This is a genomic window from Candidatus Roizmanbacteria bacterium CG_4_9_14_0_2_um_filter_38_17, assembly GCA_002788855.1.
In the GTDB taxonomy this organism is placed as follows: Bacteria; Patescibacteriota; Microgenomatia.
The window spans coordinates 1-21,085 of record PFSB01000015.1 but is presented as its reverse complement, the minus strand read 5'-3'; the positions used below and the strand labels follow the sequence as shown (position 1 = coordinate 21,085).

Sequence of the window (21,085 nt, the reverse complement as noted above, 5' to 3'; positions counted from 1 at the left end):
AAACATACCTACTGTTGTAGAGGTGCCACTTTTAGTAGGAAACGGATCTGCCAATAGCTACGCACTACAATCCAGTAGCAGTGTTTATGAGTTTGAGCCATTTCAGATCCGCTCTGAGAAAACTTCAACGAAATTTGAAGTAATTCCCAGTGGGAGCTTTACCGATGCGGTATCTCTCCATGATAACAACAGCCAAACATACGAAGATTACCAGGTACAGCCACCTGCTTCAAGCAAAGCCTGGAGTTTTAGTTATGACCAACCAATTACAACCGACCAGTTCACTTTTCAGCTTGCCCAGTTCTCGCGCGAACCAGTTAGAATTGAAATAACCAAAATATCTGGGGATAAGGAAATCTTAATTATTGCTGAATCTGACTATACAGGTTCCACCATAAGCTTTCCACAGACTTCCAGTAGCATATTTAGAGTTACCCTAACATACTCCCAGCCTCTGCGGGTTACTGAGATGAGCTTTAACCAACTTGGTAGTAGTACCTCCACTCAATACTACCTGCGCTTTCTAGCTAAGCCTCTGGAAAACTACAACCTCTACACAGACCCAGCCACCTCTGTCTCCACCATCCCTTACCAAGAAGTAGGTGACTTACTCACTGCAACCAATGTAATAATCCTCGACGCACCCATCTTTGAAGATAATTATTTCTTTACACCCGCAGATATTGATGGAGACAGTGTGTTGGACGAAAAAGACAACTGCCCAGCAGTCCCAAACCCAGCTCAGGAAGATATTAACAATAACGGTATTGGAGATGCCTGTGAGGACTTTGATCTGGATGGAGTTCTAAACACTAATGACAACTGTCCAGACGTTGCTAATCGCTACCAACAAGACGAAGATGGAGACGGAATCGGGGATCATTGCGATAAACTCGAGAGCCGCCTCACTGAGCGCCTGTTCTGGCTCCCCTGGGCAGGAATTATCGTCGGCTTTGGAGTTGTCTTAGGCTTACTCTACACAACCATCAAAAAACCCGTTAAACAATATTAAAGGCAAGGCCTTTAATATTTAAACTTTGTTTTAAAACCCGGTTTTAAAACAAAAAAAAGGGCTAGTTTTGGGTCTTTTTTAGAAGATCTTCGTAAGTTAGGGGCGCTCTGCCTTTGTAGCTCACAAACTCTCCATAGCCTTCTTTCACTAGAACCCAGTTAATCATGCGCTTACCATTTTTACAACCCAATTGTGTTTCACACTTTTCCCAGACATACGCCAAGAGACGACCATATTGATCATCATGATAGCTATCATACTCCAGCTCAACTTCCTCTCCTTCTATTAACCCTTTAAGATACGCGCTTGCCTGTTCATAACCAGCTTCTCCACGATCCGGGGCATTTAACCCAATGAGCCTAACTGTTTGTCCATTTGCAATCTCAAAAGTATCTCCATCGATGACAGTTGTCACCAGCATCTGTTTTTGGAATATTAGATTAGAGTCTTTGTATCCAGACTTTTGAATCTTCTGTAAATCGTTCTGCCAATCCCAGCCTAAGACCGAGGCAAGTATTAAGCCAGGGATGAAAATAGTAGGAATACCAAGGGTGATCAACAACCGCCGATTTAAAGACTTTGCCATTAAGGATATTATACAAAAATTTGCAAAATCCAACCGTGAGGGTTAGTGGGGGCTTGTTTGCACGCCTTAAAAGGCGAAGCCTTTATAGGTTGGTACAGGGAAAAGAGAACCTGAAATGCAAAAAAGTTTGAGCGAATTGATGAATCTTCGTACGCATTATATCAATTAATTTTAAAACCCTGAGCATGTGTGTATTATACAAAAATTTGCAAAATAGAAAAAAGGGTGTAAAATAAGACCCATTGGAGATAACAGCACTGTATGGGCTCATTTTCCTCATGATGGACTGGTATTCTGCAGTCAGGATGAGCACTCGAAGCCATTTTACGTTAAAGGGACATCAAGAGTTACTGAACCAGCTCTTGTAAGATCGTTACAATATGCAGAGAACATTTATTATGCTGGAATTCACCAAGATGTTGCACTTCAAGAGTAGAGTATAGATTATAACAATGGTAGTTTGTCAGTCAGGTAAGTCCTGTAAATAATGTTTACCACGGAACAATTTTCCCTTGAGGCTATAGCTAGGCGCGCAGAAACAATGGGCTGGGAGTTAGTTACAGATGAAGTACTTCCTCCTCGCCATCAAGAAAGAACTGTGGCGATTGGACCTGTGAATATAAGCTACCTGGATTAGAGTGGGAGTAGTCGTGAAGATTATTCACTGGAAGCAAAAATACCAGATCAGGGATTATGGAAAATTCATTTTAACAAAAGCGGTAATGGTGGTTTAGAGATTATCAGGGCAACTTCTGGAGTAGGAAAAGACAGGCATATCTGGCAGAGTGGCAACTGGATGCGAGCAGAGAGCTTGCCTAACCCATGTCAAATCGCCGCTTACTTCTTAGGTAGCTAATATATAAGGACCGTCCTTATATGTTCCAGAGGTAAGTATTAATCAGGGAGTACGGTCAATCGAAAAACGGAAGCAAACTGCCTGTCAAAAGAGAATATCTCTTTTAAACTCTCGTCTTTCATAATTACAACATTACTAACATCCACCAAGCTTATTCTGCTTGAACCTTTTTCATGATAAATACTAAATATTTTATCCAGTTTTTCCTTATCTAGATAAACTATCTTTAATGCTTTTAGATCTTTGATGAAGTCTGTTCCATTATAAGCCTCTTTAACTCCGTAGCGAGCATGTAGATGGGATATGAATTCTTCTATTACCCAGCTGGATGTTACAAGATCTGGATGATATTGTTTTACAAAATTTAAGGCTGATTTATGAAATTCATCTTTACTATTTATTAAAGCCAGCAACGCACTTGTATCGATAAAAATCGTCATTGTAGGTTATTTTTATGCATTATTGCAGTTTTATGTGCCCATTTATCATGGGTGGTTGAGTCATTAGCAGCACCGCTTATAGCTCCAACATGCTTGGTAATAAACTTTCCCCAGTCAATGTTTTTTTGAGAACTAGTACTATCTTTAATACCAAAATGAACCTTAATCACGCCCCGAATTACACCGGAAATAGAGGAACCTTGCTTAAATGACTCTTTACGAATAAACTGATACAACTCCTCTGGAAAATTAACCTGCACTCGCCGCTCTGTTAAGTTCTGATTACTCATATTATGGCAATAGTACCATCTATACATCTTACCGTCAAGATGTCTATTTGTGAAGTTTCTGCAAGGTTTGTCCTTGTAGAACTTGTAGAAAATTACTATTAACTTTTGCTATAATGTAGTCATGATTAATTTAAGTTTGTATAAAAAAGATCTTGAGCAGTTAGGAGTAAGTGAGGTTTATCTGTTTGGCTCATATGCCGAAGGTAAAGCAACTGGAAGAAGCGACTTGGATATTGCTGTTTTACTTAATTCCAAGATTAACCTAACCGATACAAGAAAACTATACAATAGTTTATATGACTTATTTACTAAAGCAGTAAATCTTAAGGTAGGGCAGGGGCTGGATATTGTGCTATTGAATCGTGCACCTCTGGAACTGCAGTTTGATGTAATTAGACACGGGAAGATATTGTATAGTGATAATGAAGATTATCGGCATGAATATGAGCTAAATACACAGATGAAATACATGGACTTTAAGCCTATTTTAAATATGTTTGATCAGCAGATCTTAGCGCAAGTATGACTGGTAAAATAAAAACTCAATCAGTTGTACCGCGTATAGATGGAATAAATAGAGATTTGGAAAGATTAAGTAAGTTAGCCAATCTTTCATTTAATGAATTCCGTAACTCTCAAGACAATATCGCTTTAGCACAGTTTTATTTAAGACAAGCTTTAGAGGGGATTTTTCATATTGGCGCGCATATTTTATCCAGACTTAATGGAAGTCGTTCAACCGAATATAAAGAGATAGCCAGAAATTTAGGGATTAAGGGAGTTGTGGATAAAAATTATGCGGAAACCACGCTAACCAAGATGGCTGGCTATCGTAATCGACTAACCCATTTTTATGCAGAAATTACAGATAAAGAAATCTATCGGATAATATCTAAAGACGTAAGCTCTCTAGCTATTTTTCTTAGATATGTAAAAGAACTTCTTGACAAGCCCTCAAAGTTTAATCTGGAATTAGAGTAAAAGGGCCTTGTAAGAATTAGGCAAATACAGTATCGTCAAGCCTCCAGCTCATTTGAGGATTTTTCATAAGGGATAAAGCTTTCATGACAACTCTTGTAGCATTGTCCATATTCAATCCCTGCCTAGAAAGAAGCAGAATGGATAGCTGATCATGTACAAACCGTCCAATTGAGCGAGAGCGCAATAATGGCATATGTTTACGATGCAATGTTTCAATTTCATTTTCATTAAGACCATAAACAGGCTCAGAGGCACTATTACTATCATCAATGATAGATGCCTGACCAGTGCCTACCATATCCTGCAAAACACGATTACTGGCTTGGTGTAGTTGGGCAATTTGGCGCTGGGCGTTGTCACCTGTAAAATATGTCTTATAACTAGTCCAACGCCAAGGTTCAACAAAAAGGGTTTGTTCAAGAGCTAATTTAGCAACTAAAGAAGGAGTTACTGGCATTGAATGACCCAAATCTTCACGAGCTAACCCTCGCGTAAATAGCTGACTTACTGCTTGAACCTTAAACCGATCGTATTTCCCTGGATCTAACACTCCCCAGCCTGGATGAACTAATTTAGTATGTAAGAAAGTCCGTGTTGGATCTAGAGTTTCTTGATCTAAGCTATCCTCACCAAACCACAAAACATCAACTTCACGCGGCATGCCTCCAACATCCACATGAGAAATTGAATAGCCAGCCCAGCGTGGTGGATTAACTATAACTGTCCCTATATCAACATCACTTTGCGGCGTTCTAAAGTTTAATTTTCCATCAGGATTGACCAGTCCAGCAGTAGACCCTCTACAGAAAACTGTCTCAACCTGCTTTGCTAGTGGACCACGTGCAAAACTAGTCTGATTATAGATTTCTTCAATTCCAGATAGTGGTGGGATAGCAAACTCGAGACACTCGGGAATTAATGGGGGGTATTGTTCTGCTCTAGCCATAGCTAATTTCAAGGCTATTATAATCCAAGTTCAAGTTTAAGCAAATATAATCCAACCTTAGGGGTTAGTGGGGGCTTGTTTGCGGGCCTTAAAAGGCGAAGCCTTTATATGTCTGCGTAAGCTTTTTTGTGGGAGGTGGAGGATTGTTTGGAGGGCACAATATTGCGCCCTCTGAGAAATTATACGGATCAGGAGAGGATAAAGTTGCGGTGATAGATATCCAGGGAGTTATTCTTGAAGAGCAGCCCGATGATCCACTGGGCTTGTAGATCGCTTGGGCTCATTTGACGACGCAATCAGTGTGGCAAAAAACAAGGCGGGAATTGCTTCTCTTAGTGTATTACCTCAAGGCCCAGCTTATCTGTATTTGAGGTAGGCTGATTTTGTAAAGTACGGTTTATCAAAACGACCTACTTTTTGTCAAGTAGTTCAAGAAGTAGCAGGGGACAAGCTACGAGTGTATTTATCCAGAAGATTACGGATCATCACTTGGTATTTTACGTCATGTTTCTTTGCTTGCTGTTTAAAGAAAATAATGCTTTCACTAGTTAATGACAAGGTTACTTTCTTTGTGTCTTGTTTGAATACCAAAGCCTCTGGTGGGGGAAGAAAGTCTTTAGCAACAACAGTCTTTCCTAGTTTAATAGGCTCATCTGTGTATACAATCTTAGTTATTTTCTTGTTCATATCTTTTTTTACCTTTTCGCCAGTCCACTTCACCGATTAAGTATAACACACAGTATGTATTATTAGCAATACTTTTATATGTAATCATTCAGGATTTAACAAACTGAGCGAAACAAGGCAAGGCCTTTCATGAAATGAATGGCCTTGCCTTAAGCGAGCGATTATATCCGATTCTAAAGCCAAGCTATCCATTTCATGTAAAGCTCGGTTTTGAATCCTTTGTAAACTCGTGAATGGTTACTTTTATATGTAACCATGAATGGTTACGGATCAGTTGGGGTACAATGGGGATATGCGCGATGGAGTAAAGTCGGGAGGCAGAATTGTATTGATATTAGCAGGCTTGGTAATTTTAATTATTGCTGGCAAACAGCTGTATGTTCAGACAGATCATCAGGCTAGTTTTCTTTCGCCACTACCCGAGGCAACTGTTCGTGAGAATACAGGGAAGGTTCTGGCGGTTTCGAGGCCAAAAGATAGCTTTAAGAGTAAATATTTACCTCAAGACATTACACCCGTCAATAGCACGGATCTGGATTCACAGGCTATCGCTTACTTGGTATACGATAAAACCAGCGACCGGATCTTGTATGGCAGGCAAATGGATAAACAACTCCCCATTGCCTCAATTACCAAAATCATGACGGCACTTGTTACACTAGAAAATGTTCTTGATCTGAATACAAGAATTGTTGTCCCAGAGTCAGCCATGGTCGGGGAATCCACAATGGGATTGTCACAAAAAGAATCTGTACGGGTGGAGGATCTGTTGTTTGGGGAGCTCTTACCATCGGGTAACGATGCAGCGGAAACTTTGGCCTACGGGACATTTGGTGATAGGACCAGGTTCGTGTCAACCATGAATCAAAAAGCTCAAAAACTTGGCATGTATGACAGCTTTTTTGTTAATCCTACAGGATTGGACGAGGAGACCATCGCAAATAGTAGTTTTTCCACGGCATTAGATTTGTTGGTACTTGCTAATTATGCACTGGAAAATGAGAAGTTTAAGGAAATTGTTGGAACTAAAGAACGCGTTGTACGCTACACACCCGAAAAACATAAAGCTTTTTTTCTTTATAACAGATTAAGCCTAGATAACGCTCACCCAGCGATCAAAGGAATTAAGCCCGGGACTAGTGAGTTTGCGGGCAACACTGTGGTTTCTTATGCCGACGATGGTAAACAAGAATACATAGTTATCATTCTTAATTCCATTGGATTACGCACAGAATTAGTAAATATCTATAAAATGCTATACAGCAATTTGACAAAGTAGAAAATATTATGCTACCATTTCTGATATGGGCGTGTTTATGAAGTCAAAGCAAGCGGTCCTCGTCGTCGTCGTTGTTTTGCTTTTGGGTCTTGTTGCTTCGGTTGTTCTTGTCCAGAAAAGAACCCAAGATAAGTCATCTGCCGCCGGAAGCGGAAAAGTATATCTGTCGCTAAAAGTTTTAGAAGACAACGGGTTGGAAAAAAAGATAGGTGTCTATGTAAATAAGGTTGAAGGTCTAGCCAATGTTTCCTATTTAACGGCGCATATTAAATTTGATCCAGAACAAGTTGATACTTCTCAAGCCGGCAAAGATAACTTTTTACTGAATTCACGGGTGTTTATAGGAGATTCAGCTAGTTCGCCTTCACCGCTTTCTTCTTGGAAGAGTACCGCTTTTAGTTTGGAACCCAGCCTAATAAAACTACAGATACTTACAGGTAGTGAAAACGATAATCTTGCGCCGAATAATAGTACTGACCTGCTTGTCGCAAGCTTGGCGCTGAAATTTAAAACTCTTGAGCAAGGAGTGGAAATGGATTTTGACTCAACCGCCACAACTGCCCAGGGAAGCGGCGGAATATCCTATGATGTTCAGTTGGAATCGCTAAAACTCGATCCAGAGAATGTTGTTAAATTGTACTTTGGTCAGCAAGATCCTGTGTTATCAATAACAAATCAGAAATTTACAGTTCCGCTGATGTTAAATGTAGTGGATAAAAGAATCGCGGGGGTGCATATTGAAATTATGCTTCAAACAGATCTGCAAATTCCGTACAAGCTTGGAGTTGCTACTCTGCAAGAGAATTCATCATTTGATAAGGTGTACAGCCGAGTGTACGAGACAGATAAAAAAATAGTAATAGACGCGTTGTTCAACCCCAAGAAAGGGAGCACTCCATCATACACAGGCACTCTGCGGGTGGTGGACATATCAATAATTGGGAGAGAAGTTGGTAGTCTTACCTTACAACCAGAGTGTCAAAAAGAGGGAGACACGGCAAACTGCGCTGCCACGGCCAGTACAGGATCTATAATAACTGAAGTTGGAGGTAATGGAGAAAATATTCTTAAGTTTGTAAGGGGCGTTAGCTTTGATATTGTTGCCCCGGAACAGCCAACGAACACACCTACCCAGACACATCCTCCAGTCCCGCCTACGGCGACGCCAACTCCAATAAATGTAGGTAAACCATTGCCGATGCAGCCTGGAAGAGTTAGTATAGGAGGAATCAATCTCTCGGCATGTTCGTCTAATAATGGAGAGGGGCGTGAAGTTGTGGTTGTATTTAATGATAGAGGAGTTGGTCAGGTAGGAACTTTAGGTAATAACAAAATGATAATTGGTACGTTTGCGGCTCCAGGAATGATCAACAGTATTACTGTTTTTCCAATTGGATACCTGCCTGTCAGGGTGTCGGGACAAGGGATTAAGTATAGAGATGTAATTGATCTTACAAGCATCCGCTTTACGCCTGGAAATAGCAGCGGAGACGAGGCGAACGTACAGCCTGATGAAATTATCAATAGTTTAGACTTTGCGCAATTTATAACTGATTTTGAAGACGTAATCCTAAATAACAAGCCAGCAATGCAAAGATCAGATTTTGATTGCAATAATAAAGTTGAGGTGCGTGATTATACCCACCTAATATCCAATTGGGGAAAGAAAAATAGTGGTGCAGAGCTTGGAGATGATTTATAAAACAACATATAAGAACCGTCCTTATATGTTGCAGTAAATAATTACTGAGTTTGAACCCAACTCTCATAGATGATCTGATACGGCCAAGCTCTAATTGAACGTAAATCCGCTGTATTAAACTTCAAATAATTTGTATGATAAAGTATGATAGAATATAATGTATGAGTATGTTTGAAGAAGCAACACAGCAGCTTTGGGACGCAGCTAAAATCTTAAAATTACCGGCAATGGATATTGAGCCCTTGGTTATTCCCGAGCGCACCCTAGAGATTACAATTCCCGTTACAATGGACGATGGAACCAAAAGAATTTTTAATGGTTATCGCATACAACACAGCTCCATTTTAGGTCCCTACAAAGGAGGATTACGCTTCCATCCGCAGGTAGATGAGGACGAGGCAAAATCACTTGCATTCTGGATGACAATCAAAAATGCCGTAGTTAATGTTCCTTTTGGTGGTGGCAAAGGTGGGATATCCGTTGACCCCAAAAAGCTATCTCAAAGGGAGCTTGAGGAGCTCACGAGAGCATATGTTCGTCGCGTTGCTGATGTAATTGGCCCAGAGACGGATGTTCCGGCTCCTGATGTAAACACTAATTCCCAAATTATGCGCTGGATAGCCGAAGAGTATATTAATATAAAATCCAAAATCCAAAATCCAAAATCCAAACAAGAAACCAATATGTTGCGGGCTGTTGTTACAGGTAAACCTGTCGACTTTGGAGGACACAGCGGGCGTGAAGAGGCCACGGGTCTGGGAGGATCTATTGTTCTGGAATCAATTCTTAAAAAAATAGGCAAGAGTAAGTACCCGCTAACAGTAGCTATGCAAGGATTTGGGAATGTCGGGTATTTCTTAGCTAAATATTTATACGCCGCCAAAACAAGTGACGGCAAACCTATGTTTAAACTAGTTGCTCTCTCAGATTCCAAAGGTGGAATAACAGCATTTAAAGGCGAAGCCTTTAATAGTGAAAAGGTGATGGAGTGTAAGAAGGAGAGAGGTAGGGTGGCCAATTGTTACTGCGTGGGTGGGGTGTGTGATCTGCGAGCGGAACAGAGAATTACTAATGAAGAACTGCTGGAACTACCGGTAGATATCTTAATTCCAGCGGCACTAGAAGGAGTGATTAATATGGATAACGCGAGGAACATTAAGGCCAAGATTATCTTAGAAATGGCCAATGGACCAACTACTAAAGACGCTGCCTTGTATCTCGATCGCCACGGCAAGATCGTTATTCCAGATGTACTGGCTAATTCTGGAGGGGTTACGGGGTCCTATTTTGAGTGGAAACAGAACATGGAAGGTACTAATTGGAGCCTAACAAAATATCGCAAAGAATTAAGAAACTATATGGAAACAGCGACAGACAGTGTCTCGAAAACCTCCAAGAAGTATAAGTGTTCTCTCAGGACAGCTGCCTTCATCACAGCCCTAAAGAGGCTATTAAAATCTTGAAATCTGACAAAGACCTTGGGAAACGTCCCCCTTCATAAATCCTATACCTGTTATTTTAATGACATGGGATTGAAAAATTTAATTTCAGCCAATTTTCATGAACTATCAACTCGAGTTGAGTTAGGCTTTGATTTTCAAAATTATGTCTTTTTGGAATTAAAGGATAAGCTGAAGGATAAAGAGCCTATCTCAATAAATCTTTTAGTAACAAATCAGCAATAGACAAAACACAAGCCAATTTCTTATCCTAATTTGCATTAGGATGTAAAAAATGTTACAGTTTTGCGGCGCTTATTCCCCGATGCTCAATACTTTCTTCTCGACAATCAGCCAGTGCGGGAAGAAAAATTGAGTACAACATTACAATCTTGCCAAGGATAGAATCCACATATTTGACCTTGGAGCAACTTTAGAAAAGGTTCTTATCTATGGATTGTACCCGAATATTCTCAATGTTCCTGCAGATTCCAGATATTTAGAAAACCTTGCAGACAGTGTAATTTTTAAGGATATACTCGAACTGAATCTTATTGAAAGCAGATCGAGTGCACTTCAACTTTACTGGCCTTCGAAACGCTCTGATAAATAACTTTAGTCAGATACAAATCAGAAATGACCGTGGAGCCCTGTTTGAAAATTTTATGATCACCGAGATAATGAAACTGAATTTTTACGGAAATTATGGGTATAAACTGAATTATTGGCGACTACGGCAAAAAATTTTTATTAAATCCTAGAAATTTTATGCGATTGATCTTTCATATTAGGACACAACTTAATCCTTTGCCTTTTGGTTTTCTCTTGTGTTACCCTCTTTCCCTTGGCTTTTCCTGCAAAAAAGAGTTTATTCCTCTTAATTACCCTGCCTATACTTGACTCAGAAACAGGTTTCAAGCCTTCTACCACGCTAAGCGTGGTCAACAAACCTTAATACATGACTTATTTTCAGTTGACTTATTCCACTAACTGTATGTATAATATACAGGTAGTGAAACAGATAAGAAAGCTTGAACAATTAGAAAACCTAAGTTATTTTGATACAGAAACTATAGCTCAAATAACCGAGCTTAAAGGAAATACTCTGTATAAAGATATTTCTAGATGGGTTAATCAGAAAGTTATTATTAAGCTCAAAAGGGGAGTATACACAACCAGTTTTTATTACTCAACACAGAATAATAACAGTTATCTAGAGTTTATAAGTAATAAATTACGTTATCCATCATATTTAAGCCTTGAGTATGTTTTAAGTAAGTACCAAATACTAACCGAAAGTGTTTATGCTTATACAGCAATCACACAAAAATCACCAAGATCATATACAAATAATCTAGGGACATTTTCATACAGAAATATCGGTAAAAAACTTTTTACAGGCTATGAAATTATTAAGCAAGATGGTTTTGATATAGCAATCGCAACCAAACCAAAAGCCTTGTTTGACTACCTATATTTAAAATTGTACAGGAATTTTTGCATTAACAAATCAACGATTGATGATTTAAGACTGAATTTAGATGAGTTTACAAAACAAGATATCAAGGAATTTTCTAGATATTGTGATAAAAGTAAAATTACCAAGATCTCTCATATTGATGAATTAATTTTTAATTAAAGTGATACTTAACTACAGCAAAGAAATTGCTAATAAAGAGCGTAAAAAGAGCTCAAATCTACTTTATATTAGAAGTGCTATAAAGGAGTATTTACAAATTTTGGTTCTGCAATATATTTACACAACTAATGATTTTAAAACAAATTTCATTTTTACCGGAGGAACATGTTTGAGACACTTTTATGGAATAGATAGACTATCAGAAGACCTTGATTTTGATTATCTAGAATTTATAAATTCAGAAGAAATTGCAAATAGAATAGAACAATATTTTATTAGTTCACTCAAGTATCCAAGCTTAAAAATTTCAATAAAACAACAAGGTAAACAAATTTTGCTGAAGTTTCCGTTATTAAGAGAGTTGAGAATTGCAGGGAAAAGTGAATCGGAATTGTTATATATTAAAATTGACCTGACTCCTCTGATTGGCAGTAGCTACCGTACCGAAAAAACCTCAAAAAGTGCTTTTGGATATAACTTTGTAACCTTACATTATGACCTTCCAAGTCTATTTGCAGGTAAAGTTTCAGCAATACTAACAAGAAATTTATTGACTGGAAGAGAAAATAAACAAACAATCAAAGGCAGAGATTTTTATGACTTATTATGGTATTTAAAAAATGATGTTAGAATTAATATTCCTTTTTTAAGGGAAAAAATGAGCGATTCAACATTAAATATTAAAGAACTGATAAAACTTATTGATGACAAAGTCAATGAGACCTGCACAAAATATAAAAACAACTTTAAAAATGATCTAATACCTTTTATTAGCAATACAAGCTTTATCACCGATTATGTAGATAATTATTTGGAGGAGTATAAAAGATATAGTTTTAAGTAACGCCATCGGTATGTCCCCGTAAATATCCGACACTATCTTTCTAAAGGCACTTTCATATTTAACACTGATATTTGTAAATCCAGTAGGTCTGATTCTCTACCAGTGACTTTACTAATGCTTATATTTCTAGTTGCAATGTTGGCGGCTTTTGATCCAAAAGGAGCAGCGCAACAGGGTACTTGTGTAAGAGAGTGTAGAGAAAGCTTTGATCAGCAAACTGAAGATTATCAAGGATGTATATCTGAATGTACATGACCAGTAAAAGTTACAGAGTAGCGTCTATAAACCCCTCACTTCCTAATATCTATAACTTTAAGCTCTCTCTCCTTCTAATTTAGTACAAGGTTTGTTCTTGTATTTTTTAAGTGATTAACCAGCGAATATAAAGCTGAGCCCTTCATGTCCGCCAGCTGGCGGAGGAAGGCTTAGCCTTTGATACGAGCAATTGCTCACTTAAGGCAAGACCTTCCACTAGCGTGAAGGGTCTCGCCTTGTTTCGCTTGCTTCTGGTTTTGTGTATAGGTAAGATAAGCGTATGCTGCATATTCCACATAACTGGCATTTTCTACACAAGAAAACAGATGGGGTTCGTGTTCTGTATGCGAATTTCTTTTTGCGACAGCTTGCGATTAATACTTTTGGTATCTTTATTCCGTACTATAAAAGGCGCAAAGGGGGAGAGGTAGATTTTATCCTTGATGAACAGCAGGCGCTTGAAGTAAAAAACAAAGCGATCCCGCAATATATTCAGGATCTCAGCAGAAAAGCAAAGACTTTGGATATTCGCGATTACTATGTGGTCAGCAAAGCATTCGTAGATGATAAATATGAGTGGTTGCTACAAGAGGAGTGATCATCGTCGCAAGCTGACAACCTTTTCTGGTGTGACGAATCGTTTTTCTCCTATGATCTTTGAGAGACCTTGGTCAAAGCTACAGAGAGCATACCGCGATGAGACTTGAGTAACAATAAGGCAATCAGCAATTTTTTCGCCACTTTTCTTGTGCAGGCGATATGCTTGTTGAAAATTTGTTTGATCTATTAGAAGCAGATTTTTTATTTCTAAAATGGATTCAACGTGTTGACTAATAATTTTTTTGTTTAAGCGATATAAACTTCGTAAAGTAAACATAACCTCAGTTAAAACGATAGTAGAAGTTGCGAGGTGAACTTGACTTTGATCATTTAATTGAAAAATTATCTCTACTGCATCATACATTTTTTGGTTATCTTTAGTAAAATAACGTAGGAAAATGTTAGTATCCAGAAAGATTCTCATATTATTTATAGATCTGAGTAATCAATATAGTCTCTGATTTTGTCGATATTGATTGGTCGTATTGGTTTTTTTCCAGATAGAGAACCACCCATTCTCATGATCTTACTCTCTTTTGGTCTAATTATAATTTTTTCATCTTCGACAAATACATCAGCCTGTGCTGGTGTGGTAAGTCCAAGCTCCTCGCGAATTGAAACAGGAATATGTATCTGCCATTTGGGTGTAATACTTACTGTCTGCATAGTAAGCATGATTATACAGCAAGTCATTATAAATAGCAAGTCTGTGCGCAAGATAGCAAGAATTTCGCTATGGTCACCAGGGGCTAAATATTTTGAATCTCTTGTCCATAGCTTAATTGCCACAGTGCATGTTTGTTTCAGCAGGAATTAGGAAAAACATATTTGTTTTTATCTGAGTTCTTATCACAGTATTAAAGGCAAGGCCTTTAATATCCGAATGTATCTCCATTAAGGACGGTCCTTTAATGAGCTTATTTGGGAAACGTCCCCTTTTGTTAAATCCTGAAGGGTTACACTGGAAAATGTTTGCCAACCATTTCCAGTATGGTATAATTTGTCAGTCATTAAATTAAGCTCAAAGTGAATAAAAAAACTAGATATTTAACAGAAAGCATAAAGAGGGATTTAAAAAACCGCATGGTCTTTTTAGGCGGTCCCAGGCAAGTGGGTAAAACTACCTTGAGTAAGGAATTTGCCAATACATACTATCCAGGAAATAGTATCTATTTGAATTGGGATGAGCGTGATGATCGCAAGCGCATCATAAATTATGAGATTATAGGGGAGGAGAAGCTAGTTATCTTGGATGAGATCCATAAGATGGATGGGTGGAAAAACTGGATAAAAGGACTATATGATAAATACAACACAACGCACAAGTTCATTGTAACTGGCAGCGCCAGACTGGATATAAAGATAAAGGGAGGGGATTCATTATTTGGAAGATATCACTATCATGTTCTCCACCCATTAACACTAACTGAGATAGTTGGTCAAAATAAGCCACCAGAGCTTATGTCACCGCTCAAATTTTCAACAGATAAAACCCAAGAATATCTTCAAAAACTACTCAATCAAGGCGGATTTCCAGAGCCGTACACGGCTAAAAGTCAAATCTACTGGAAACGCTGGAATAAAGAGCGCATTCAAAGGGTTTTAAAAGATGACATTTTAAGCATCAAAGATATTAATAAACTAGGTAAATCTGAGCTAATGCTTGACCTTTTACCAACTAAGATTGGCTCATTATTCTCTGCAAACAGCGTAGCTCAAGATTTACAGATCTCTCCCGTAACGGTCGCCAGTTGGCTTGAAACATATATAAATTTCTATTACATTTTCCAGATCCGTACTTATGCGACCAAAAAAGTAACCACGCTTCGCAAAGCAACCAAACTATATCTTTGGGATTGGGCAGGAGGGATAAATGAAGGAGTAAGATATGAAAATCTTATTGCAAGTCATCTGTATAAGTTAGTGGATTATATTAACAATACCTCGGGAGAAGTAGCTAGCTTGTCTTACTTAAGAGATAGAGAATCCCGAGAGGTAGATTTTGCAGTTACAGTTAATGACAAAATCTGGTTTGTTGTTGAAGCTAAATTAAAACATAAGGGAATTGCCAGTAACTTAAGATACTTTGTAGAGCGTGAAAATATTCCTCAAGCATATCAAGTAGTTCTTGAGCCAGGTGTTGACTACAAGAAGGATAATATTCGAGTTATTTCAGCCGAGCGGTTTCTAACCGCGCTAATTTGACAAAGATCCAAGATAGAAGATAGTAATTTAAAATACGAATAATAAGTTTATTTGGGAAACGTCCCCTTTTCTTTTTCTTTTATTTGACAAATTTGCGCAAATATGTAATAGTATTTTTACACTATGAAAAAACGAGTTCTATTTTATGAATTAGTCAAACATATTTACCACAAAAATGCCTTACTTATAACAGGCATGAGACAGGTTGGAAAAACAACCCTTATGCGTCAAATATTTGACGAAGTTAACGAACCAAAACTGTGGTTTGATTTTGATAACCCTCTGGACCAAAAAACCTTTGAGGATATTGATTATAAAGTTATATACAAACGAATTGTTGGCATGAGTAGTAAAAAGGGGAGAATATCTGTCTTCATCGACGAAATTCAAAATTTTCCAGAAGTAACCCAAGTAATTAAATATCTAATTGATCACTACGGTGTAAAATTCTATCTTACGGGATCTTCCAGTTTTTATCTTAAAAATCTATTTCCTGAATCGCTAAGTGGGCGTAAGTTTTTATATGAACTGTCACCATTGAGTTTTCAAGAATATCTATATTTTAATGATGCGCTGGAATTAGAAGAGGTTAAAAAAACGTCTCTGCAAAACGCATACAGCAACAGTAATATATTTAATCACAAGGCAAGACAGACTGAATATGACGAGTTTATAGAGTTTGGCGGATTCCCCGAGGTAGTAACAACCAAAGATAAAGACACAAAAATGATGACGCTTAAAAATATTTTTAAATCATTTTTTGAAAAAGATCTAAAGATATTATCTGATTATGCGGATATTCGAGAACTGCGAGACTTCATTTTATTGCTTGTTCCACGTGTTGGGTCTATGCTTGATATAACTCGTTTATCAAGTGAGTTGGGGGTAGACAGAGTTAAAATTTACCAATTTTTGGAGTTTTTACAGGGAACTTATCTTATTAGGCTTATTCCTAAATTTAGCAAAAGTATAGATCGAGCCGTAGCGGGAGGAAAAAAAGTCTATTTCACAGATACTGGGCTTCTTAACGTGATTGGTAAAATAGGGGAGGGATCACTGTTTGAGAATGCAGTGGTCAATCAGCTTAAAGGTTACGGGGAAGTAAGCTTCTATAATAAGCGCAACACGGCTGAAATTGATGCTATCCTCGATAAATACACGGCTTTTGAAATAAAGCTGACTGGTACGAAACAGGACCTGGAAAAGCTAAGTTTTTTATCAAACAAGCTTAATATAAAACAATGCTATGTGATTTCGAAGAAATTTCAGGACGAAGATGGGTTTTTATCTCCAGCTATATTATAAATAAAATATACGAATAATGAGCTTATTTGGGAAACGTCCCCTTTTTACACATCTTATACACAATTACTTGCAATTAGTATTATAGGATATATAATATGGGAGATATGAGTGGAGAATTAATTAGGCCCGACATAGGCGTACGAAATCAACTCGTTATTCCTGACGTTCCCGCAGTTATAAGATTGGCAAAAGATATGGATTTAGATGGACCAGCTCCAATTGGTCAGTCACAACCAATAACTGAAACAGGAGTATTAACAGAAACAGTAGTGATCACTGAACCTCAAATATACACAAGAGTTCCTGAAGGTGGAGAAATACTTGCTGGATATATTCAAGGACAGATAAAAGAAGGAATGCCTAAAAAAATGTTCAAAAATGTCCCGCCGGGCCATCGATCGTCAATATTTGAGATTTTTCCGTTTCAAATATTCGCGAGTGAGCCCATAACGGGTACAAAAGCTGTTACAAATACTACTCAATTTGCAGTATTAATGAGAGGATCGGAAGGGGATTTATTTGGGCCTCAAGTTCCAGGAGAAATCACAGTCAATGGAGAGGAAGCAAGCGCATTTGAAAACAAGGGAACAGACAAAATAGAATACAAAGTGGCTGATAAAACAGCTCCAGTTGCTTCGTTAGGTGATCATTATGTTGTTAATGCCGATGGCTTGGGAAATTATTTTAGATTCCAACCCGAACAAGATGAGTTTATGGTAGTTTCAACGAGGCAACAAACCGGAGGAGAGGCCGTGGGTGAGACTCGCTTTACGGCAGAAATTAGCGAAAATGGGGGACACATCTTGCTAACAAAAGACGGCGAACAAATGCAGGCATATCTTCCACAATCATTTATAGCTGCTTTTGGAATGGAAATTACAGGACTTGATATTGCCGAAGACAAAGATGGAGCAATTGTGGTTTTTGGAAAAACAAAAGATGGAAGAACTGTAAATGTAGGGGAGATTGTTAATGGCAGGTTTGAATCAGATCTAAAAGGAGAAGTTACCGCCACGGCATTAAATGTGAGAAAAGAGCCAAATGGTAAATTAGTTGGGCTTATTAGACAAGGAGAACAGATTACAATAACAGGAATATCAGGCAACTGGTACGAAGTAGTTTTATCTGATGGAACAGAGGGAGTTGTTTCAGCAGATTGGGTGCAAGCTAATCCAAGTGTTATTTCCACAGCAACCCCACCCACACCAGGTGTGGAAGAGGGGACAGAAACCACTGAGGCTCAAGTTCAAGATATTTCAGAACTGGAAAATGATAATGAAAAAGTATATGCAACACTCAGAACAAAAAAGCCTAATAGGAGGCTAAATCTCGAGGAGACACCTTATGATTGGGGAGAAACATTTGTCCCGGCTGCTAGAGGACGGTTTATGATACCAGTAGGCGGTAAAAACGGCTTTTCACAAGAAGACGCAACAAGACTACAAGGAACAATAAACTGGATGTTGACCCAACCAGATATTGCCAAGTTTATTGAAGAAGATGCATTTTTTGCTCGATACCTTGCTAATCGGGACATGGTTGGTGTTAGATCAAATCAAGGAAGCTTCGATATTCTCGCGACCCTAAACAATTTTACTCAGTGGAATCGCATTGATGGTCATTATTCTGGATTGATGTATGGTATTGAAATGAACTATCCCAGAGTACGTGAAATTGGTCTAAGTCTAGGTACGGGAGCAGAAAGAGGATACACTGCAGGGTTGTTGCTACATGAATGGATAAGAATAAGTCGAGGTACTGCATCTAGTTCTATAGCTGTTGATGATACGAAAGATACTTCAATCTTGGTATATGCAAGAGAACTTGAATTATCCGCTAAGCTTCTGGAAATCATGACGCCATCTGAAATAAGTGGAGCCTTGACTGTTTTAAGAAGTTCAGAATCCCTCACCAAATAAACCTAATTGACTAAGTAAGAATTCTTCGTTATTATTAGTGTAATGAAGAAAATTCATTTGGTAGTTTTGATTCTTACTATACTGACCTTAGTAGAAGGTATATACTATCTGCAATTAAAAGGTGTTTCCTTAACTACGGTCCTACAGAAAATCCCAAATACAGGTAATGAGACTCCCATAAAAGAATATAAGGACGAGTTGAATATTACATTTCAAGATAAACAAGACAAAGTTGGACGAACAGCGATCTACAATCAGGCGGCTTTTAACGCATTTAATGGGACAGGAAAGATCAGCGGAGATGCTAATACTTTAACTGCATACGTGGGAAAGTTTGCTGGGTTTGAAACTATTTTGGACTCTGAGGATGAATATCTCCTTGTTGAGGATCCAAAAACTGGCGAGCTATTAGTAAAAGGTCGAATTGACTACTCCTCAGAACATGACGAAACAGATTTTAAGGTTGAAAATCTTGCCAGAACCAATACGAATGTAAGCACTGTAGAAAATCTTGGTTTATCTGTAGATTTGGGAAAAGAGACGATTAAAAAACTTATACAAAAAGGCGATGTGTTAACAGCAATGCTTTTACCCCAAGAAAATGATTTTTCTCAAGCACAACTAGATACAGAAGGAAATCCATTTTTTTTACGAATAATTTTACGGAGATTCGATGGTAAGCATCAAATACAAAAAGAGTTATGAAAAGTTTAAGTAAAATAATTATCTTGGGACTTGGTTGTTTGACAGTTCTGTTTTTAGTTTTAATAATACAAGAAAGTCAAACATCTATTATCAAAAAGCAAGAAAATTTTTCAAATGTGCATATTTCCGAAGTATATGCTGGAAATAGCTGTTGTCAGAGTAATGATGGCTGTTCTTCGTGGGAGAGTTGCTCAACAAATTATGGCTGTGAGTCGCTTAAATCATGTTCTGGTTCACCTCCAGATCCAGATCCAACCGCCACCCCTATCCCAACCCCCACAAATACACCGATACCAACCAATACCCCTGCTCCTGGAGGTTGTAGTAAAAACGAATGGAGTTCTTGTTCAGGTGGTACTCAAAGTTGCAAGACTAATAATAAACCCGCTTGTGCTGGCGGAGGTTGCAGTTGTTATTCCAATGATTGTTCCGATGGTTCAACTCAATCTTGCGGCGAAGCGCCTACGTCTACTCCCACCCCCACAAATACACCGATACCAACCAATACCCCTACCCCCACACCTGCTCACTTCGCACCCAAGGGTTATCACGATGGGGTGGATTGTTCTAACATGAATACCTGGGGGTGGAGCTGTGATCAAGATGACTATAACCGCACCATCAATGTTGACATGTACGTAGACGGCAGTAAAATCAGCACAAAAGCTGCAGGTGATACTCGCGGACCTGGTGTGGCAGGTGAGTGTGGTGGCAATGAGAATCATGGATTTAACTGGACTGTTCCTGCCTCATACAAAGATGGAGCAGCGCATAGTATCAAGGCGGTTGCAATTGATACAGAAGGAAATGGTAATACAGAATTACCTAGTTCAAGCGCTGGATTTAATAAAACATTTACCTGTACCCCTCCCGGGCCGACTAACTTAAATAGGTCTTGTAGCGCAACTAGCAGTGAAGCAACTTTTTCTTGGACTGGGGTAAGTGGAATAAATGATTATATTTTGAGGATAGATAAAAATGATGGGTACTCCGATCCAGTATTAGAGTGGAATCCAATGAACAGATCAACAGATCAGTGGATTTGTGTACATGGAACATCATCAACTAGGCCAATTGTTCAAGGATCAGCCTATAACTGGTGGGAAGTACAATCAAGTAATAGTGATTGTAGCGCAAGATATGGGGTAACCAGAACCAGCGGATTCACCTGTGCAGCTCCACCAACCAATACTCCAACCACAGTTCCACCCACCCCTACCCCTACCACTCCACCTGCTACCCCCACTCCCACTGTGGAGGTGTGTTCATACTGCACAATTAGTAATTTATCTTGTCCAGCATCAGTAGCCTCAGGAGCTTCATTCGATATTTCTTACCAATATATAGGAACTGGTGGAGCATATCCATATGAACGCCGCTGGTTAACCAGAGATG

23 protein-coding genes are annotated in these 21,085 nt (G+C 38.5%); 16 read left to right on the top strand and 7 right to left on the bottom strand.

Translation table 11 applies throughout. The features are described 5' to 3' along the window. Window positions 1–469 precede the first annotated feature (469 nt). Window positions 470–1,012: a hypothetical protein gene (locus CO050_03390; protein ID PJC31397.1), complete on the top strand. Its 543-nt coding sequence runs from the start codon at window positions 470–472 to the stop codon at window positions 1,010–1,012. Between the two features lie 61 nt (window positions 1,013–1,073). Here CO050_03390 and CO050_03385 read toward each other — a convergent pair whose 3' ends face one another. The 3 genes from CO050_03385 to CO050_03375 form a co-directional block, all read right to left on the bottom strand. Next, window positions 1,074–1,598 carry a hypothetical protein gene (locus tag CO050_03385; protein PJC31389.1) on the bottom strand — a complete coding sequence of 175 codons (525 nt, stop codon included), beginning with the start codon at window positions 1,596–1,598 and terminating at the stop codon, window positions 1,074–1,076. Between the two features lie 894 nt (window positions 1,599–2,492). Then, window positions 2,493–2,894, bottom strand: coding sequence for a hypothetical protein (locus CO050_03380; protein PJC31388.1), 402 nt, complete (start codon window positions 2,892–2,894; stop codon window positions 2,493–2,495). Beyond that, window positions 2,891–3,184, bottom strand: coding sequence for a hypothetical protein (locus CO050_03375; GenBank protein ID PJC31387.1), 294 nt, complete (start codon window positions 3,182–3,184; stop codon window positions 2,891–2,893). Before CO050_03375 ends, CO050_03380 begins: the two co-directional genes overlap by 4 nt. 121 nt (window positions 3,185–3,305) lie before the next feature. On the opposite strand from CO050_03375, the gene CO050_03370 reads away from it, so the two are divergent. Both CO050_03370 and CO050_03365 read left to right on the top strand, forming a co-directional pair. Beyond that, a complete protein-coding gene (locus tag CO050_03370; protein PJC31386.1) occupies window positions 3,306–3,710 on the top strand; it encodes a hypothetical protein in 405 nt (134 codons plus the stop codon). Further along, entirely contained in the window at window positions 3,707–4,165 is a 459-nt protein-coding gene (locus CO050_03365; GenBank protein PJC31385.1) for a hypothetical protein, read from the top strand. Before CO050_03370 ends, CO050_03365 begins: the two co-directional genes overlap by 4 nt. 16 nt (window positions 4,166–4,181) lie before the next feature. Here CO050_03365 and CO050_03360 read toward each other — a convergent pair whose 3' ends face one another. Beyond that, on the bottom strand, window positions 4,182–5,111 hold the full coding sequence (locus CO050_03360) for a hypothetical protein (GenBank protein ID PJC31384.1): 930 nt from the start codon (window positions 5,109–5,111) through the stop codon (window positions 4,182–4,184). Window positions 5,112–5,540: 429 nt separating this feature from the next. Beyond that, window positions 5,541–5,798, bottom strand: coding sequence for a CopG family transcriptional regulator (locus CO050_03355; GenBank protein PJC31396.1), 258 nt, complete (start codon window positions 5,796–5,798; stop codon window positions 5,541–5,543). Window positions 5,799–6,057: 259 nt separating this feature from the next. Here CO050_03355 and CO050_03350 point away from each other — a divergent pair, with 259 nt between their 5' ends. The 7 genes from CO050_03350 to CO050_03320 all read left to right on the top strand — a co-directional run bounded on the left by CO050_03350 (window position 6,058) and on the right by CO050_03320 (window position 13,554). Beyond that, on the top strand, window positions 6,058–7,077 hold the full coding sequence (locus CO050_03350) for a hypothetical protein (GenBank protein ID PJC31383.1): 1,020 nt from the start codon (window positions 6,058–6,060) through the stop codon (window positions 7,075–7,077). A 25-nt stretch (window positions 7,078–7,102) separates the two neighbouring features. Beyond that, a complete protein-coding gene (locus tag CO050_03345) occupies window positions 7,103–8,779 on the top strand; it encodes a hypothetical protein (GenBank protein PJC31382.1) in 1,677 nt (558 codons plus the stop codon). A gap of 161 nt (window positions 8,780–8,940) precedes the next feature. Further along, complete coding sequence (locus CO050_03340) at window positions 8,941–10,242, top strand: glutamate dehydrogenase (protein PJC31381.1); 1,302 nt, start codon at window positions 8,941–8,943, stop codon at window positions 10,240–10,242. 545 nt (window positions 10,243–10,787) lie between these two features. Further along, entirely contained in the window at window positions 10,788–10,979 is a 192-nt protein-coding gene (locus CO050_03335; protein PJC31380.1) for a hypothetical protein, read from the top strand. A 251-nt stretch (window positions 10,980–11,230) separates the two neighbouring features. Beyond that, window positions 11,231–11,857: a hypothetical protein gene (locus CO050_03330; GenBank protein ID PJC31379.1), complete on the top strand. Its 627-nt coding sequence runs from the start codon at window positions 11,231–11,233 to the stop codon at window positions 11,855–11,857. Then, complete coding sequence (locus CO050_03325; GenBank protein ID PJC31378.1) at window positions 11,853–12,701, top strand: hypothetical protein; 849 nt, start codon at window positions 11,853–11,855, stop codon at window positions 12,699–12,701. Before CO050_03330 ends, CO050_03325 begins: the two co-directional genes overlap by 5 nt. Window positions 12,702–13,236: 535 nt before the next feature. Next, window positions 13,237–13,554: a hypothetical protein gene (locus CO050_03320; protein ID PJC31377.1), complete on the top strand. Its 318-nt coding sequence runs from the start codon at window positions 13,237–13,239 to the stop codon at window positions 13,552–13,554. On the opposite strand, the gene CO050_03315 is transcribed toward CO050_03320, so the two are convergent. Both CO050_03315 and CO050_03310 read right to left on the bottom strand, forming a co-directional pair. Beyond that, window positions 13,555–13,980, bottom strand: a complete 426-nt coding sequence (locus CO050_03315) for a hypothetical protein (protein PJC31376.1) — start codon at window positions 13,978–13,980, stop codon at window positions 13,555–13,557. Window positions 13,981–13,985: 5 nt separating this feature from the next. Further along, the gene (locus CO050_03310) at window positions 13,986–14,222 is read right to left on the bottom strand and encodes a hypothetical protein (protein PJC31375.1); all 237 of its coding nucleotides are present in this window, start codon (window positions 14,220–14,222) and stop codon (window positions 13,986–13,988) included. Window positions 14,223–14,582: 360 nt separating this feature from the next. Here CO050_03310 and CO050_03305 point away from each other — a divergent pair, with 360 nt between their 5' ends. From CO050_03305 to CO050_03280, 6 genes are all read left to right on the top strand, one after another. Further along, on the top strand, window positions 14,583–15,761 hold the full coding sequence (locus CO050_03305; protein ID PJC31374.1) for an AAA family ATPase: 1,179 nt from the start codon (window positions 14,583–14,585) through the stop codon (window positions 15,759–15,761). 123 nt (window positions 15,762–15,884) lie between these two features. Beyond that, window positions 15,885–17,066, top strand: coding sequence for a hypothetical protein (locus CO050_03300; GenBank protein ID PJC31373.1), 1,182 nt, complete (start codon window positions 15,885–15,887; stop codon window positions 17,064–17,066). A 95-nt stretch (window positions 17,067–17,161) separates the two neighbouring features. Further along, window positions 17,162–18,985 carry a hypothetical protein gene (locus CO050_03295; GenBank protein ID PJC31372.1) on the top strand — a complete coding sequence of 608 codons (1,824 nt, stop codon included), beginning with the start codon at window positions 17,162–17,164 and terminating at the stop codon, window positions 18,983–18,985. 42 nt (window positions 18,986–19,027) lie between these two features. Then, complete coding sequence (locus CO050_03290) at window positions 19,028–19,690, top strand: hypothetical protein (protein PJC31371.1); 663 nt, start codon at window positions 19,028–19,030, stop codon at window positions 19,688–19,690. Between the two features lie 114 nt (window positions 19,691–19,804). After that, window positions 19,805–20,266, top strand: a complete 462-nt coding sequence (locus CO050_03285; protein ID PJC31370.1) for a hypothetical protein — start codon at window positions 19,805–19,807, stop codon at window positions 20,264–20,266. Continuing rightward, on the top strand, window positions 20,263–21,085 hold an 823-nt coding region (locus CO050_03280; protein PJC31369.1), incomplete at its 3' end, for a hypothetical protein. The genes CO050_03285 and CO050_03280, both read left to right, overlap by 4 nt.

What these genes read in the sequence shown, in the direction of transcription:
- CO050_03285 (PJC31370.1), top strand. Translation starts at nt 19,805, where the DNA reads ATGTGCATATTTCCGAAGTATATGCTGGAAATAGCTGTTGTCAGAGTA.
- CO050_03300 (PJC31373.1), top strand. Translation starts at nt 15,885, where the DNA reads ATGAAAAAACGAGTTCTATTTTATGAATTAGTCAAACATATTTACCAC.
- CO050_03310 (PJC31375.1), bottom strand. Translation starts at nt 14,222, where the DNA reads ATGCAGACAGTAAGTATTACACCCAAATGGCAGATACATATTCCTGTT.
- CO050_03355 (PJC31396.1), bottom strand. Translation starts at nt 5,798, where the DNA reads ATGAACAAGAAAATAACTAAGATTGTATACACAGATGAGCCTATTAAA.
- CO050_03370 (PJC31386.1), top strand. Translation starts at nt 3,306, where the DNA reads ATGATTAATTTAAGTTTGTATAAAAAAGATCTTGAGCAGTTAGGAGTA.
- CO050_03385 (PJC31389.1), bottom strand. Translation starts at nt 1,598, where the DNA reads ATGGCAAAGTCTTTAAATCGGCGGTTGTTGATCACCCTTGGTATTCCT.
- CO050_03295 (PJC31372.1), top strand. Translation starts at nt 17,162, where the DNA reads ATGGGAGATATGAGTGGAGAATTAATTAGGCCCGACATAGGCGTACGA.
- CO050_03290 (PJC31371.1), top strand. Translation starts at nt 19,028, where the DNA reads ATGAAGAAAATTCATTTGGTAGTTTTGATTCTTACTATACTGACCTTA.
- CO050_03365 (PJC31385.1), top strand. Translation starts at nt 3,707, where the DNA reads ATGACTGGTAAAATAAAAACTCAATCAGTTGTACCGCGTATAGATGGA.
- CO050_03375 (PJC31387.1), bottom strand. Translation starts at nt 3,184, where the DNA reads ATGAGTAATCAGAACTTAACAGAGCGGCGAGTGCAGGTTAATTTTCCA.
- CO050_03380 (PJC31388.1), bottom strand. Translation starts at nt 2,894, where the DNA reads ATGACGATTTTTATCGATACAAGTGCGTTGCTGGCTTTAATAAATAGT.
- CO050_03350 (PJC31383.1), top strand. Translation starts at nt 6,058, where the DNA reads ATGGTTACGGATCAGTTGGGGTACAATGGGGATATGCGCGATGGAGTA.
- CO050_03345 (PJC31382.1), top strand. Translation starts at nt 7,103, where the DNA reads ATGGGCGTGTTTATGAAGTCAAAGCAAGCGGTCCTCGTCGTCGTCGTT.
- CO050_03315 (PJC31376.1), bottom strand. Translation starts at nt 13,980, where the DNA reads ATGAGAATCTTTCTGGATACTAACATTTTCCTACGTTATTTTACTAAA.
- CO050_03390 (PJC31397.1), top strand. Translation starts at nt 470, where the DNA reads ATGAGCTTTAACCAACTTGGTAGTAGTACCTCCACTCAATACTACCTG.
- CO050_03360 (PJC31384.1), bottom strand. Translation starts at nt 5,111, where the DNA reads ATGGCTAGAGCAGAACAATACCCCCCATTAATTCCCGAGTGTCTCGAG.
- CO050_03340 (PJC31381.1), top strand. Translation starts at nt 8,941, where the DNA reads ATGAGTATGTTTGAAGAAGCAACACAGCAGCTTTGGGACGCAGCTAAA.
- CO050_03320 (PJC31377.1), top strand. Translation starts at nt 13,237, where the DNA reads ATGCTGCATATTCCACATAACTGGCATTTTCTACACAAGAAAACAGAT.